Consider the following 13,912-nt stretch of genomic DNA (forward strand, 5'->3'; position numbering starts at 1 on the left):
TGCCGATGGTATTATTACTCTACCAAATACCAGGTATAGCTTTCGGCATCTATTGTAAAAGTTAATTTGGCGGTATAATCGCGGTTAAGTTTCACGTTGATTTTAGTTTTTCCCTGCTCTGAAAATGTTGCCGATTGCGTGAGCCCCGTGTAATAAAGCGGTACTTTGATGGTCCGTGTTATTTTTTGTTTCAGCGGATTATACAACATCACAAGCCCTTTAACCGGCAACTGCGGGTTTACGTGCATAATACCATCCCAATCGCGTCCATCGGCACGCCTTAAATGAATGATATCTGAGTTAAGAATATCGCGGTACTTTTTATACCAATTAATTACCCCGGTTACAGTTTGCTTTGTTGCCGGGCTATCATACAAACGCGGGCCGCGGTAGCAGGCTTGTACCCCCGCGCCATAATATTGCATCATTAAGGCTTTGTAATCCTTTAAATGATCTTTTAATGGTTCAAGTACAGCCTCCGGGCCGCCGCCCTGGTATTTGGTAAGCGGCACAAAACCCCACACCATTGACGGAATTTCGTTCCAAAGCCCGTCAAAAATGTTTTGCCGGTTCAATATCACCTGCTGCTCGCGCGAAAGCGAAAAATTTACTTCGCGATAGCCAATAGCAATTTTGTTGGTGCCATCTAAAAAATACCAATCGGGCGCGTTAATGTAAACACCACGGTTGTTTAGCCAGTGGTAAAGTTCTTTCTGAATAGTCATTTGTTGCCACTGGCTGTCTTCTAAACCTTTATGGCCCGGATGAGTGGTTGATGCGCAAACATCGCCAGGGTAGGGGCCATCGTTTTCCCAAATATCAAAACCGGTTGCTGCATAAAATTTTTTAATTTTATCGCGATAGCCCAATCCCCATTTACTGCCATAACAAGGCGCGTTACCAAAAAGCGCGCCGCCCGGTTTGCCGGTTTTGGGGTCGATAACATCATCCGAATCGCTGATACGCCGGGAACTGAACAACGAATAGCCGCCAATTTTAATGTTTTTACTATGCGCGTAATCGGCCAGCGCTTTCCACCGCTTTAAGTTTTGTATAGTGGTATCTTCCTGGTTTACCTGGCTGCCAAAACTCATAATCAGGGCTTCGTAACCAGTAGCTGCGCATTGATCTATGGCCGCCCGTACCTCATCATCGTTTTTGCTTACCAGGTGCATAAAAATAGGGTTGGCGGTAACCCAGGGGGCAATGGTTCGGTACATTTTACGTATGGCCAGGCCACGCCGCTCGCGGTCATAACTATCCATCAGCAGTTCGTAGGTTTGTATCGATGTGAAATCATCGCCTTGTCTTACTTGTACGCTCAATACTCTTTCGGGATATACCTCCAGCAAGCAAGGTGTTTGGTAATCGTAGTTAACCTGCGATGTGTAGGCCGGGTCGGCCTTCCAGTGCGTGGTTTGGTCGCTAAGAATGTAGCGCATGGCGTTGTTAAACGCATAATTGCTTTCAAAGTAAATGCCGCGCGGCGGCTGCATTTGGGTTGTGCTGCCAACTACGGCGGTTTCTTCTTCTACCATGCCCAGTATTTCGTTGGCCACCTGGCCAATCGTAATGCTGCCGGTTGACCGGTTTTGAATGCTAACCCATTTACTGATAAGCGGCAGGCCATCATAAATGCTGTAATGTACGTTTACAACAATGTTTTTTAAATCATAATGTGCCGATTGGTAAACAAAAGTAATTGTTTTGCCGGTAGCCTGTTTTTTATTGGTGGCCCACCAGCCATCACTTTTCCAGTTGATGATAGTTTTTATAGGGTTTACCTGGTAATGGCTGAATTTGAAATCGCTATCATTGGCTTTAAGCTCGTCCAGTTGACCGGGAACCAGGTAGGCGTTTTCCTTTTGACCATACAGGCCGCCAACGTTATAGCTTTTGCCATTTACCTGGATGCGTGCTTCGGGTTTTACCGAACGTAATAACTGCTGATGGTTTTGCAGGTTAATAAAATCGTAACAGGCAACATTGGGCGTAATGCGGAAGCTTCGTTTTAGTAAACCGTTGTATAGGATGATGTTTTTGCCATCGGCACTTTGGTATATGGCGGCTTTTTCAAGTACAGGCTTAACCAGCCAGTCTGCCGGTTCATCCTGCCTGGTTGCGGTATTCCAAACGGGTAATGATTGTGCATACAACTGGGCGGTATTTTGGCAAGCGACGATAAACAGGCATAGGGTAATTAACCTACCCAGTAGTGAGTTAGCTGGCTTCAAGTGTTTAGTAATTGATTGGCATAAAAATAAGATATGTTTAATGCATTAAGCAAGCTGCCTGCATGTAAATATTTGGATGCTATTGCGCTTCAGGCGCATTAACCTCGCCCTGTTGTATTGCTGCAATAGTATAACGGAAGGGGACGCAACTATGCGATTTCTACCTTGGGAGAGATAAATTTGATAATCAATATCTTACAATGATGCGTTTGTAAACTGTTGACTGTTAGTGTAAATGTCCGTCATTGAGGTACGAAGCAATCCCCTACATGCTAAGTCCCACATAGTTTGGGATTGCTTCGTGCCTCAATGACGGTAGTTTAGAACATTAGTTTAACTATATTCGTTGCACGTTATAACAATTTTTCAGGTTTTACCTCATAGATACTTGCTATGACGGTTTTTATAAAAACTCTTTTACCCAATCTTATCCAATTCGCCTTTTACAAACTCAGCCAGTTCTTTCACATATTCGGCGCTGAAATCAAACTTAATTCCCGCGGTTTCGTAAATTTCTTTGATGGTTTTGGTGTAGCCAAGTTTCAGGGCATCCAGGTATTGCTGTAAGCCTTTTTCGGGGTTTTCTTTATAATTTTTCCATACCGCGATAGCGCCTAACTGGGCCATGCCATACTCAATATAGTAAAACGGCACTTCAAAAATGTGCAATTGCTTTTGCCATAGGTTTGCTTCGGCATCCGGATGGTTGCTCCAGTCAACAAAACCGGCACCAAATGGCTCGTAAATTTCCATCCAGGCGGCATGCCGGTCGGCATCGGTATGGTCGGGGTTGGTATAAATCCAGTGCTGAAATTGATCGACCACGGCTACCCACGGCAGGGTTTTCAATACATCGAACAATTGATCGCGCTTGGCGCGTTTCAGGTCTTCTTCGTTATCAAAAAATACATTCCAGTTATCCATCGAGATCAACTCCATCGACATGGAAGCCAATTCGGCAACTTCGGATGGGCAATGTTTAAAATCATTCAGTTCCAGGTCGGCAGTAAGGAAAGTATGTACCGCGTGGCCGCCCTCGTGTACCATGGTGGTTAAATCGCGAAAGGTGTTGACCGAATTCATGAAAATGAAAGGTGCGCCGGTTTCAGATAGGGGGTAGTTGTAACCGCCAGGTGCTTTGCCTTTGCGGCTTTCCACATCAAACAGGTTATTATCCTTCATAATCTCTAAACGCTCGCCCAGGTAACGGTTGATGTTACTAAAACACTGGATTGATTTTTCTATCAGATCATTACCGTTTTGAAATGGTTTTAATGCCGGCTTACCCGATACATCAACATCCATATCCCATGGTTTTAAGGCAGGTAAATTAAGCGCTTTCTGACGTTTTTCGGCCTGCTCGCGCAGGATGGGAACAATCTCCTTTTCTATTGCCTCATGGAATGCATAGCAATCCTGCGGCGTGTAATCAAAACGGCCTAATGCCTGGAACATGTAATCCCTGAAGTTTTCGAAGCCTGCATTCAGCGCTACTTTATGGCGAAGTTTACGAAGATGGTCAAAAAGGGTATCCAGTGTATCCTTTTCCTGTAAGCGGCGGCCGGTTATCTTTTCCCAAACTTCCTGGCGTTTACTGCGATCGGTGCCTTTTAAAAACACCGATGCCTGCTCAAGGGTATATTCCTTATCATCAATATGAACCGACATTGCGCCGGTTATCGACTGGTATTTTTGCTGCTCCACCTGGATCTCGGTTTGTACCGGGATATTCTCTTCGCGGAAAAGCTCTAAGCTTTTTTTAATCGCCCGCAAAAACACGAAATACTTTTCGCCGTCCAATTGGTCGATATAAGGACTTGCAACCAGCTTTTTATTCAACCCGTTATCATAAGGTGCTATTTTAGGCGAAATTTCAGTAGCGAAATATTGGAAGCTTTGCAACAGCTCTTCGCTGGTGGTATCGCAGGTCATGCGGATATAGCGCCAAGCCGAATCTTCTTCTAAAGCGGCTTCCAGTTCGCTCCTGTCATGCAGCCATTTTTCGAGTTCCTGGGCCGAGTTGATGGGGCGGTCCAACAATTCTTTGTAAAAAGGTTCAAGCGTTTCCCATTTAATATCAAGCGTAGCCGGGATATATTTTCTTGTTTTTTTGTGGATCATAATATTTAGATGTGCAAATTTGCAGCTATGCAAATGTGCAGATTATTTAGGAAGTTGGGAAGTTGAAAGTGTGAAGATGTCATTTTACATGCAGCAGGTAACTGCCACTCCCGGGACCGGCGACAACTTTACATTTTTTGCTTACCAATCACTTGCTTATCAACCCAATCACCGCTCATTTACACGTAACCAAGTCATTGGCCGAAATAAATGTCGATTTTACCGGCTGTGAGAAAAACAGCGAGGCGTGGTGGTCAAAATCGGCAGTATCATCTGTGGTGGTATAAAACTGGTTGGTGCCGTTTTTGCTTAGCCTGGTCTCCATTTCGGGGTGGCGATGCAGGTAGTCAACCAGGCTTTTAGCTACAATATCGCCCTGGCCTATCACTTTAACATGGGCGGGCAACTGCGCCTCAATTTTATCCTTGATAATAGGATAGTGGGTGCAGGCTAATAAAATAGTGTCGATAGCCGGCGATTGTGCCATCACTTCATCAAGGTATAACTTTACAAAATAATCGGCGCCGGGTTGATCGTACTCGCCGTTCTCTATCAATGGTACCCAAAGCGGACAGGCCTGCTGATAAACTTTCACATCCGGGAAAAAGTTTTGTATCTCGATAAGGTATGAGCCCGACTGAACCGTTCCTTTGGTGCCCAGCACTCCAATTTGTTTGCTTTTGGTGTAGTTGCCAATAATTTCGGCAGTGGGCCTTATAACGCCTAATACGCGTTTTGTGGGGTCGGCGTTTTTTAAATCCTGTTGCTGAATGGTGCGCAATGCTTTTGCCGATGCGGTATTGCAGGCCAGCACTACCAGCGGGCAACCCTGTGTAAACATCCATTGCACACACTCCCAGGTATACTCATGAATGGTTTTAAATGACCGGTTACCATAAGGTGCACGGGCGTTATCGCCCAGGTAAAGGTAATCGTAACCGGGCAGCTGGCCGATGATTGATTTAAAAACCGTGAGGCCTCCAAAGCCCGAATCAAAGATACCTATAGGTTGATTGTGCATATACAAACATAAAAAAAGCGCCCCGTACTACGGAGCGCTTTTTTATAAATGACTAAAGGTTGATATTATTTTAAACCTAATTTTAATTTTACAGCAGCCATCAAATCATCTGCGTCTGGTGACACCAACAGGCTAACCTGTGATGAATCCAATACATAAGCGTAGCCTTTTTCTTTGGCAACAGCTTGTACTGCGGCAGTAGCTTTATCAAAAAGTGGTTTGCCTAATTCGTTCTTTTTAGCTTCAACTTTTTGCTGAGCGTCTGTTTGATAATCAGACATGCGTTTTTGCATATCCTGTAACTCAGCACCTTTTTGGGTACGTACAGCATCGGTCATAGTAGCCTGATTTTTCTGAAAATCGGTACCTTTTGTAGTGTACTCATTGTTCATGTTGGTAAGTACATCAATAAAGGTTTTTTGGTAAGCCTGAATCTGGGCCGAAACAGTTTTGGTTTCGGGCATAGCATCAATAACCGCATTAAAATTAATATGGCCAATTTTGGTCTGCGCATTGGCAAAGTTGCCGGCAAATATCATTCCTACTGCAACTAAAGCAACTTTAAATAGTTTTTTCATTTTTCTTGTCCTGTGTTTAATAATAGTTTTGTTCTGTTTTTATTTTTATTCAAAAATTTATTTGGCTAATACACCGGGTTTAAGCCCTAATTTGGTTATCACCTCTGCACTTTTATCAAACCTTGGGTTTGCGTACAGCATAATTACCTCACTGTTTTTATCAAAAATGATATCTAAATCATTGCTTTCGGCTACGGCCTGTACAGCTTTAGATACTCTATCCTGAATTGGTTTAACCAATGAGGTACTTTTTTGTGAAAGCTCGCCATCAGGTCCGAATTTTTGACGCTGAAAATCTTTGGCTGCTTTTTCCTTATCTACAATTTCGGCCTCGCGGCGTTTTTTCATATCGGCTGTCATCAGCACCTGATCGGCCTGGTAGGCTTTATACAAGCGGTCAATTTCCTGGAAACGGCCATCAACCTCTTTTTGCCATTGATCAGATAATGCGGCCAGTTGTTTTTGCGATGACGCGTATTCGGGCATATGTTTTAATATATAATCCGAATCTACATATGCAACACGTTGCGCATATGCCCCGGCAAATGCTGTTAACGTTAAAAAGGCTACTAAAATTATCTTTTTCATATATCGCGGTGCAAATTAATTAAATCCGCCGGATAAACTCTGAGAAATTGTAAAATGGAACTGCCCCCTGTTTGCATCAGGTGCGCCCGGTATTTTATCAAATCCATAGCCATAATCTAATCCAAGCAAGCCAAATATAGGTAAAAATATTCTTGCGCCCACACCTACAGAACGACGTACGTTAAACGGATTGAACTGGCTAAAATTGTTCCAAACGTTTCCACCCTCGGCAAATGCTAACAAAAATATGGTGGCCGACTGGCTGGCGATAACCGGATGACGCAGCTCCATAGTGTATTTATTATAGATGGTGCTACCTGTATTGGTGTTCTGATTTTCGTTTGAACCTTCCGGTACAATCGAGAAGTTTTGGTAACCCCTTAGGCCGATGATCTCGCTACCCTGTAAAAACTGGTAGCTCTGCATACCGTCGCCACCTAATTTAAAGCGCTCAAACGGTGATGGGCCTACTTCTTTGTTATACATACCCAGGAAGCCAAACCTTACCTGGCTCATCAGCACAAATTTACCCACAATTTTGTTGAACCATTGCGCATCGTATTTGAATTTATAGTACTCTACAAAGTGGTAACGCTCCTGCGGGGTCGCTACTTTATAATTCACGTTGTTAAACATGGAATACGGAGGTGTAGCCTGTACTGTAAACTTAATGTTTGAACCCTGTGTAGGGAATATAGGCGCATCAATAGAGTTACGTGTTAACTCCTGTGTTAACTTGATGTTGAACGATGTACCGTTGCTAAACAGGTAACCGGTATAGTTATCCAGGTTATAGTGGTCAAAATTTAATGAGTAGTTAAGCTGGAAATAGTTATCAGGCCATTTTAAACGTTTACCCAAAGTAATACCAACACCGTTAATACGCAGGTTGTTGTAGTATGGGCTTGTTTTTGCGTAGTACTGCCCTGTTGAACTACCTTGTGTATAGGCCGATAAAGCAAAATAAATTGGTTTTTTACCACCCAACCACGGCTCACTGAATGTGAACGAGAAGTTTTGATAGGTACGACCGCTTGACTGACCACGTAAGCTTAGTTTTTGTCCATCGCCTTTTGGCAGTGGTTTGTAAGCTTTAAGGTTGAAAATATTACGTAACGAGAAGTTGTTGAATGTAAGCCCCAGTGTACCCACCAGCTGCCCGCCGCCAAAACCGCCCGAAAGCTCGATCTGGTCTGAAGGTTTTTCAACTACGTTGTAAACAATATCTACTGTACCATCCTGTGGATTGATATTGGTTGGCTTAGGCTCTGTTTTTTGCTCGTCAAAGTTACCCAACTGGCCAATTTCACGTGCACTGCGAATCAATAACTCTTTGTTGAATTTTTGGCCTGGTTTGGTCTGGATTTCGCGCAACACCACTTTATCGTTGGTTACATCATTACCTTTAAGGCTTACGCGGTTAATGGTGTACTGCGGACCTTCGTAGATACGGATATCCAAGTCGACAGTATCATTATAAACCCTGGTTTGTACCGGATCGGCGTTGAAGGTTAAATAACCATCATTTAAATACAGCGATGAAACGTCATCATTGCTTGGTGTTGGGCCGCTTAGGCGTTTATTTAATTCATCCTCGCTAAATACATCGCCTTTTTTAACGTGCAGTATGCGCTCCAATATATCGGCAGAGTATTTGGCGTTTCCACTCCAGGTTACTTTACCAAAGTAATATTTAGGGCCTTCGTAAACTTTTATTTTTACGTTAACCGTTTGATCGTCGTGTTTCCAAACAGAATCACTTACCAGCTCGGCATCACGATAGCCTTTGCCCTGCATTTTTTCGATAAGGTTTAACTTATCTTCTTCGTACTTATCCTGTTTAAATTTCTTCGATCCGAAAACGTTATACCAGTGCTTTCTGCGGGTTTTGCTTAAATAACCGCGCAAGTCACCTTGCGAAAAGGCTTTGTTTCCTTCAAAAATAACGTCATTTATTTTAACTTTTGTTTTCTTATCAATTTTAACATCCAATATCACGCTGTTAGCATCTCCCGGATCTTTACGCTGGGTCATGGTAACGGTACAGTTTAAAAAACCTTTTTCGTTAAAATGTCTTTTGATAATAGCCGATGTGGTGCTCAGTAAATTCTCGTTTACTATTTTACCCGTTTTATCGGTTAGTTTTTTCTGGATATCTTCTATTTCGCCTTTGCGGATACCTGTAATATGCAGGCGCGACAAGCGTGGACGCTCTACCACAACAATCTCCAGGTATACGGTATCCATGTTAATTTTGGTAATATTTAACTGTACATCGTCAAATAAACCCTGCTCGTATAGTTTCTTAATTACTTCGGCATTACGCTCGCCTGGCAGGTTAATACGGTCGCCTTTGGTTAGTTTAGATAGTAATATCAGGTTGTCTTTATCAAGATATTTTACGCCACTTACACTAATACCACCAATAATATAATCGCGCGGATTGAGGTAACTTAAACTATCGGCCGGTATCTGTTTGGTGAGCTGTGGCCTTGGCGCATTTGAAACCTGGGCCAGTACCGCAGTACCAAAAACAGTGAAAAGAATAGCAAAAAGAAATTTATACATTCGAATATTTTAGTGGGCTAAAATTAATTTATACAGTTGTTAAAATTTGTTAAAAGAAAAAATTTAGTTAACCTGCTCACTGGTCTTACCAAAACGGCGTTCGCGTTTTTGGTAATCGAGTATAGCTTCGTACAAATCTTCCTTCCTGAAATCGGGCCATAGCTTGGTTGTAAAATACAATTCGGCATAGGCTATTTGCCATAATAAATAGTTGCTTATTCTATACTCGCCGCCGGTACGTATCAATAGTTCGGGGTCGGGCATATCGTTGGTAAATAAGTTGCGTTCAAAAACAGCTTCGTTAATATCTTCAATCTCCAGCTCGCCGCTTTTTACCTGCGCTGCTATATTTTTAGCAGCATGTAAAATTTCGCGCCTCGAGCCGTAGCTTAAAGCCAGTGTAAGAATCACTCCGGTATTACCCTTAGTGGTTTCCATGGCGTTGTTAAGTTCTTTTAAACATTTGGCGGGTAGCAAATCCAGGTCGCCAATAGCATTAAGCTTAATGTTGTTTTTCATAAAGCCGGCAATCTCCTTATGGATAGTGCTTACCATTAACTCCATGATGGCCATTACTTCAAACTTAGGGCGGCTCCAGTTTTCTGACGAGAAGGTATATAGTGTGATATATTTTACACCCAGTTTATCGCATCCTTCAACCACATCCCTTACAGATATTACACCATTGTGATGACCAAATACGCGTAATTTGCCTTTTTCTTTGGCCCAGCGCCCGTTGCCATCCATAATGATAGCCACGTGCTTAGGTAGTTTCAACAAATCAATCTGATCCAAATATTCCATATTGCTCATTATCAAAAGCCGGTGTTATGGCTATAAAAAAGACATGCTTGTTTTAAATGTCGTCAATGCTATGTCTAACAAATATTTGTTTTTTTAGACTAATCCGCTTTATAAATCAGCCGTCAACAGCCATAGTTAAATGCCACATTGCCGGTTTTTTCAGGGTACAAAGGTAAAACTTACTTTGTATTTTTTTAGTATGCCGCAATAAAAGAAAATGTTATTGTAAATAATGTTAATAAATGTCATAAAAAACACATAAATGGCACTTTATGCCGCTGTTTATTTTCATTTACAAATCAACAAAACGTAAAAAAGGGCATCAACAACCGGTAAAATGGTTGCGATGCCCGTCAAAAGGATATGTGTAAGGTTAGGTGGAATTACTTGAATATCATTTTAATAAATACCTTTTTGCTTTAAGGCATCAATATCGGGTGTGGCAATATCAACAATAGCGTATGAAGGAATTTGGGTAATATTAAGCTCATCCAGGGTGTTTACCATATTACTGTAAACCGAATGGTCGCTTGGTTTAACAAGCACAATCATACTTTTACCAGATTTATCGTGTACTTTCTTACTGGTTTCCATTATCGCATGTCTAAGCCCGTCGTTATTAAAATTGGTAACAGTAGGTGGTATTATTGGATTTTTCAACTCGCCGAGGTACCACATAACCAGGTTGTTTTTACCGAGGCAAATGGTAAAGCTTCGGCTGGCCGGAGTTCCTTCGCGTGGTCCTTCCACAGGCATAACTAAATCCATCGCTTTCGGCTTGGCCAAGGTTGTAGTCATGATAAAAAAAGTAATGAGCAGGAAAGCCAGGTCGACCATTGCGGTGAGATCAACCCTGAGGTTTTGTTTTTTGCGTCCGCGGACTGCACCTGATTTTTGGGGAGAAGCATTTAATTCGGCCATGACATTATAGATTAAGGTTAAAATTTTAAAGCCAGTATTAAATACTGATTTTAAAATAAAAACGAACTATAAAATCATTTATTGCGTCAATTTCAAAATTTAATTTGTTAATTTCTGTTAAATTAAAATTTAATTTTGAAAATAACACCGTTTGGTAACAAAGGTATAGGAGATGGTAAGCCCAACTATAAAATAGCTGTCGCGTGGCTTAAGGTCGCCGCGCTGGGTGCCGGCGGAACCGATGTAAACGCCGGTTTTTTCGCCAGACCGGTCAGATAAGGCCCGGGCAACACCGGTTAATTTGCTTTTATCGGCATAGGTACCGCTTACATCGTCAAGGTAATCGGTAAAGGTGTAGCGATAGCCCATATCTGCTGCCAGGCTAAACTTGCCACCGATATTATACTTTACACCTATCCCGTACGGAATCACCATCGTATTATCGCCATATTGGGTTTTCTGTCCCTCGGTTTTCAATTGCCTGAGCGATCCTGTACTGCCGTTATAAGTAGTACGCGGGTCATATGTAGATACACCTATACCTGCGTATATAAAAGGCGTAAATTTATTAGGGCCAGCATCGGGTATATATTTAAGGAAATTAAATTCGCCGATAACGGCAAGCTCCATCACCCCATCGGTAAAGCTAAGGTTACGGTCACGAAATTGCTGGCTGGACGATGTACTGTCGGCGGCCCCAAATTTTGCATAGCCAAAGTTTAACTTTGCCGAAAAGTAGCCATCAAAATTACGTTTAACATACAAGCCGGCAGAGCCTCCGCTTATTTTAACCGGGTTATTGGGGTTTAAATCGCCAATATAACCTGCCCCGCCAATAGCGCCGCCTACCTCCCAGGTTTGGGCCTGTACATGATAAGAAAATATGAAGAGGAGTGCAAAAAGTACAAATTTGGGCATCAAGCAAAATTAATAATTACGGGCATCCAATCCCCATAATAGTTTGTTTCTTAACGTGGTTAAGTAACTTTCATTATTTAACCTGATTAAATTTAGCTGGAAGTTTGCTTTTTGTACCAGGAATTTCATGGTTTCGTCCATAACAGCCATCCGCGAATCGCATGATACCAGGTATTTGGAGCTGCGGGTTTCTACCTCGAAACATAATTTACTGTTATCGGGCAGTATAATTGGCCGCACGTTAAGGTTATGCGGCGACACAGGTGTAACCACAATACTGTTTGATTGCGGGAATATGATAGGCCCGCCGCAGCTTAGCGAATAAGCGGTTGAGCCGGTAGATGTTGATATAATCAATCCATCGCCCCAGTAGGAGTTTAAAAACTCGTCGTTTAAAAACACATGGGTGATAATCATGGCCGCATCATCCCGCTTATGGATGGTTACATCATTAAGCGCGAAGTTATCATTGCCAAACACATTGGTTTTTGAATCGATGCTGAGCAGTTCGCGGCAATCCAGTGTAAACTCCCTGTTTACAACGGCGTGTATAGCCGCGTTGATATCGCTTTTATTTACGCTGGCCAAAAAGCCCAGCCTGCCAAAATTGATACCGATAACGGGGATGCCCGAGTCGCGGATAACGGTTACCATATCCAGCAAGGTACCATCGCCGCCAAGCGTTATAAAAATATCTATAAACCCCTTTAACGAGTCGGTGGCTTGCAGTACATGGTATTTTACCCCGTTTATTTTATCCTGCAGGTACTCATGAAGCTGATAGTGTACATAAATATCTACATTGTGCAGGGCCAGGTTATCAAATACCTGCTGTATATAAGGTATAACTGTAGGTTCATTAAATGGCCGGCCGTAAACTGCTATCTTTTGGTTCATTAGTTCATTGGTTCATTAGTTCATTGGTGAAAAGTTCATTAGTCCAAAGTTCATTAGTTCATTGGGCTTTTGCGGCGGGAATAGTGGCTCATTTGATTGTTTTTATAACTACCGGCTTTTAATGTACTAATAATATAAACTTTAATCTGCTTTGGTTTTTGCGTTTTTACCGATGAATTTTAAATATGCATTTAGTTTGAGATGAATGGTTTGAAGCTTTTCAAATAGTGCGTTGAACTGTTCTTCGTTAATCAGATTCCTGTTTTTTGATTTTGTCAGCCATCCTTTTGTTTCCAAAATCGAGCCACGGCTAAAGAAGCAAAAATTTCTGTTTTCTTTAAAGTGATATCTGCCATACCCCTCAGCAATATTAGCCCCTATAGAATCGGCAGATCGTACAATTTGTTTGCCCACGGTATCCTTCGCAAAATTTTCCCAACCGCCAACAATAACCCAAATTTCGTCACTAAAACTTTCCGCTAATTGATATACCTCTAAATCCTCAAGACTATAATAACTCATATTAATCTATCTGATCAGCCGGCAAAGCTATGGAACTTTTCACCAATGAACTAATGAACCAGTGAACTAATGAACGATCAAAGATTCAGGTAATTCATGAGCGAATCGTATCGGTCGCGGGCGTTATCGTTGTTGTCGGTATGGTTAAAGGTTGCTTTAATATCATACTCATAACGGAGGAATGTGGCTACAATGGTTGATATATCCTGCTTGTTTATTTTTAACGTTACCTCCATCCGGGTTGAATCGGGGAAGGTTTGTACGTACGAACTTAGCACCTGGGCATTATCCGATTCGACAATTTGCGACATATGTGCCAGGGAGTTATTCTTATTATTGATCTCGAGCACGATAATACCACCTGGTTGGGATACAGCCGTAATTTTGGCAAAATACTCGGTAATAGCATTTATAGATATCATGCCAAGGTAATTATGCTTGGCATCAAGTACAGGCACTATGGTAAGCTGGCGCTCATAAAACAGGCGGATAACATCATAAATATGCTGATCTTCTAACACGTAAGGGTTTACCAGCGATAATGCCAATGCGCCAACGGGCACCTGCATATCACTTTCGTTTACCATATCGTCCTCTGCTATGAGGCCCAAAAACTGCTCTTCATTTACAATTGGCAAATGGCGTACACGAAACTCCACCATACGGTCGTAAACCTTCTGTATCGGGTCAGAGGTGTGTACCGGTGGTATCGCGTTAGCTATCAACTCAATTGCAATCAT

General features: G+C 42.2%; 12 protein-coding genes. All 12 read right to left on the reverse strand.

Annotated elements, in window-relative coordinates:
• Positions 1–14: 14 nt before the first annotated feature.
• The 12 genes from FSB76_RS20175 to FSB76_RS20230 all read right to left on the reverse strand — a co-directional run bounded on the left by FSB76_RS20175 (position 15) and on the right by FSB76_RS20230 (position 13,912).
• Positions 15–2,234, reverse strand: a complete 2,220-nt coding sequence (locus FSB76_RS20175; RefSeq protein WP_225976256.1) for an alpha-galactosidase — start codon at positions 2,232–2,234, stop codon at positions 15–17.
• A gap of 417 nt (positions 2,235–2,651) precedes the next feature.
• Positions 2,652–4,355, reverse strand: a complete 1,704-nt coding sequence (locus tag FSB76_RS20180; RefSeq protein WP_147056500.1) for a M3 family oligoendopeptidase — start codon at positions 4,353–4,355, stop codon at positions 2,652–2,654.
• Positions 4,356–4,530: 175 nt separating this feature from the next.
• A complete protein-coding gene (gene murI, locus FSB76_RS20185) occupies positions 4,531–5,376 on the reverse strand; it encodes a glutamate racemase (RefSeq protein ID WP_147056502.1) in 846 nt (281 codons plus the stop codon).
• Positions 5,377–5,441: 65 nt separating this feature from the next.
• The gene (locus tag FSB76_RS20190; protein ID WP_147056504.1) at positions 5,442–5,954 is read right to left on the reverse strand and encodes an OmpH family outer membrane protein; all 513 of its coding nucleotides are present in this window, start codon (positions 5,952–5,954) and stop codon (positions 5,442–5,444) included.
• A 57-nt stretch (positions 5,955–6,011) separates the two neighbouring features.
• Complete coding sequence (locus FSB76_RS20195) at positions 6,012–6,542, reverse strand: OmpH family outer membrane protein (protein ID WP_090651269.1); 531 nt, start codon at positions 6,540–6,542, stop codon at positions 6,012–6,014.
• Positions 6,543–6,557: 15 nt separating this feature from the next.
• On the reverse strand, positions 6,558–9,110 hold the full coding sequence (bamA, locus tag FSB76_RS20200) for an outer membrane protein assembly factor BamA (protein WP_147056506.1): 2,553 nt from the start codon (positions 9,108–9,110) through the stop codon (positions 6,558–6,560).
• 63 nt (positions 9,111–9,173) lie between these two features.
• Positions 9,174–9,914 carry an isoprenyl transferase gene (locus FSB76_RS20205; RefSeq protein ID WP_147061044.1) on the reverse strand — a complete coding sequence of 247 codons (741 nt, stop codon included), beginning with the start codon at positions 9,912–9,914 and terminating at the stop codon, positions 9,174–9,176.
• A gap of 399 nt (positions 9,915–10,313) precedes the next feature.
• On the reverse strand, positions 10,314–10,835 hold the full coding sequence (locus tag FSB76_RS20210; protein WP_147056508.1) for an ExbD/TolR family protein: 522 nt from the start codon (positions 10,833–10,835) through the stop codon (positions 10,314–10,316).
• A gap of 129 nt (positions 10,836–10,964) precedes the next feature.
• Positions 10,965–11,753, reverse strand: a complete 789-nt coding sequence (porG, locus tag FSB76_RS20215; protein ID WP_147056510.1) for a type IX secretion system protein PorG — start codon at positions 11,751–11,753, stop codon at positions 10,965–10,967.
• A gap of 9 nt (positions 11,754–11,762) precedes the next feature.
• On the reverse strand, positions 11,763–12,650 hold the full coding sequence (locus FSB76_RS20220; protein WP_147056512.1) for an NAD kinase: 888 nt from the start codon (positions 12,648–12,650) through the stop codon (positions 11,763–11,765).
• Positions 12,651–12,791: 141 nt separating this feature from the next.
• Positions 12,792–13,172 (reverse strand): four helix bundle protein, encoded by a 381-nt coding sequence (locus FSB76_RS20225; protein WP_147056514.1) that lies wholly within the window; start codon positions 13,170–13,172, stop codon positions 12,792–12,794.
• Between the two features lie 77 nt (positions 13,173–13,249).
• Entirely contained in the window at positions 13,250–13,912 is a 663-nt protein-coding gene (locus tag FSB76_RS20230) for a CBS domain-containing protein (RefSeq protein ID WP_147056516.1), read from the reverse strand.

This window comes from Mucilaginibacter ginsenosidivorax (assembly GCF_007971525.1).
Lineage (GTDB): Bacteria > Bacteroidota > Bacteroidia > Sphingobacteriales > Sphingobacteriaceae > Mucilaginibacter > Mucilaginibacter ginsenosidivorax.

What these genes read in the sequence shown, in the direction of transcription:
- FSB76_RS20225 (WP_147056514.1), bottom strand. Translation starts at nt 13,172, where the DNA reads ATGAGTTATTATAGTCTTGAGGATTTAGAGGTATATCAATTAGCGGAA.
- FSB76_RS20220 (WP_147056512.1), bottom strand. Translation starts at nt 12,650, where the DNA reads ATGAACCAAAAGATAGCAGTTTACGGCCGGCCATTTAATGAACCTACA.
- FSB76_RS20230 (WP_147056516.1), bottom strand. Translation starts at nt 13,912, where the DNA reads ATGATTGCAATTGAGTTGATAGCTAACGCGATACCACCGGTACACACC.
- porG (WP_147056510.1), bottom strand. Translation starts at nt 11,753, where the DNA reads ATGCCCAAATTTGTACTTTTTGCACTCCTCTTCATATTTTCTTATCAT.
- FSB76_RS20190 (WP_147056504.1), bottom strand. Translation starts at nt 5,954, where the DNA reads ATGAAAAAACTATTTAAAGTTGCTTTAGTTGCAGTAGGAATGATATTT.
- murI (WP_147056502.1), bottom strand. Translation starts at nt 5,376, where the DNA reads ATGCACAATCAACCTATAGGTATCTTTGATTCGGGCTTTGGAGGCCTC.
- FSB76_RS20205 (WP_147061044.1), bottom strand. Translation starts at nt 9,914, where the DNA reads ATGGAATATTTGGATCAGATTGATTTGTTGAAACTACCTAAGCACGTG.
- FSB76_RS20180 (WP_147056500.1), bottom strand. Translation starts at nt 4,355, where the DNA reads ATGATCCACAAAAAAACAAGAAAATATATCCCGGCTACGCTTGATATT.
- FSB76_RS20210 (WP_147056508.1), bottom strand. Translation starts at nt 10,835, where the DNA reads ATGGCCGAATTAAATGCTTCTCCCCAAAAATCAGGTGCAGTCCGCGGA.
- bamA (WP_147056506.1), bottom strand. Translation starts at nt 9,110, where the DNA reads ATGTATAAATTTCTTTTTGCTATTCTTTTCACTGTTTTTGGTACTGCG.
- FSB76_RS20195 (WP_090651269.1), bottom strand. Translation starts at nt 6,542, where the DNA reads ATGAAAAAGATAATTTTAGTAGCCTTTTTAACGTTAACAGCATTTGCC.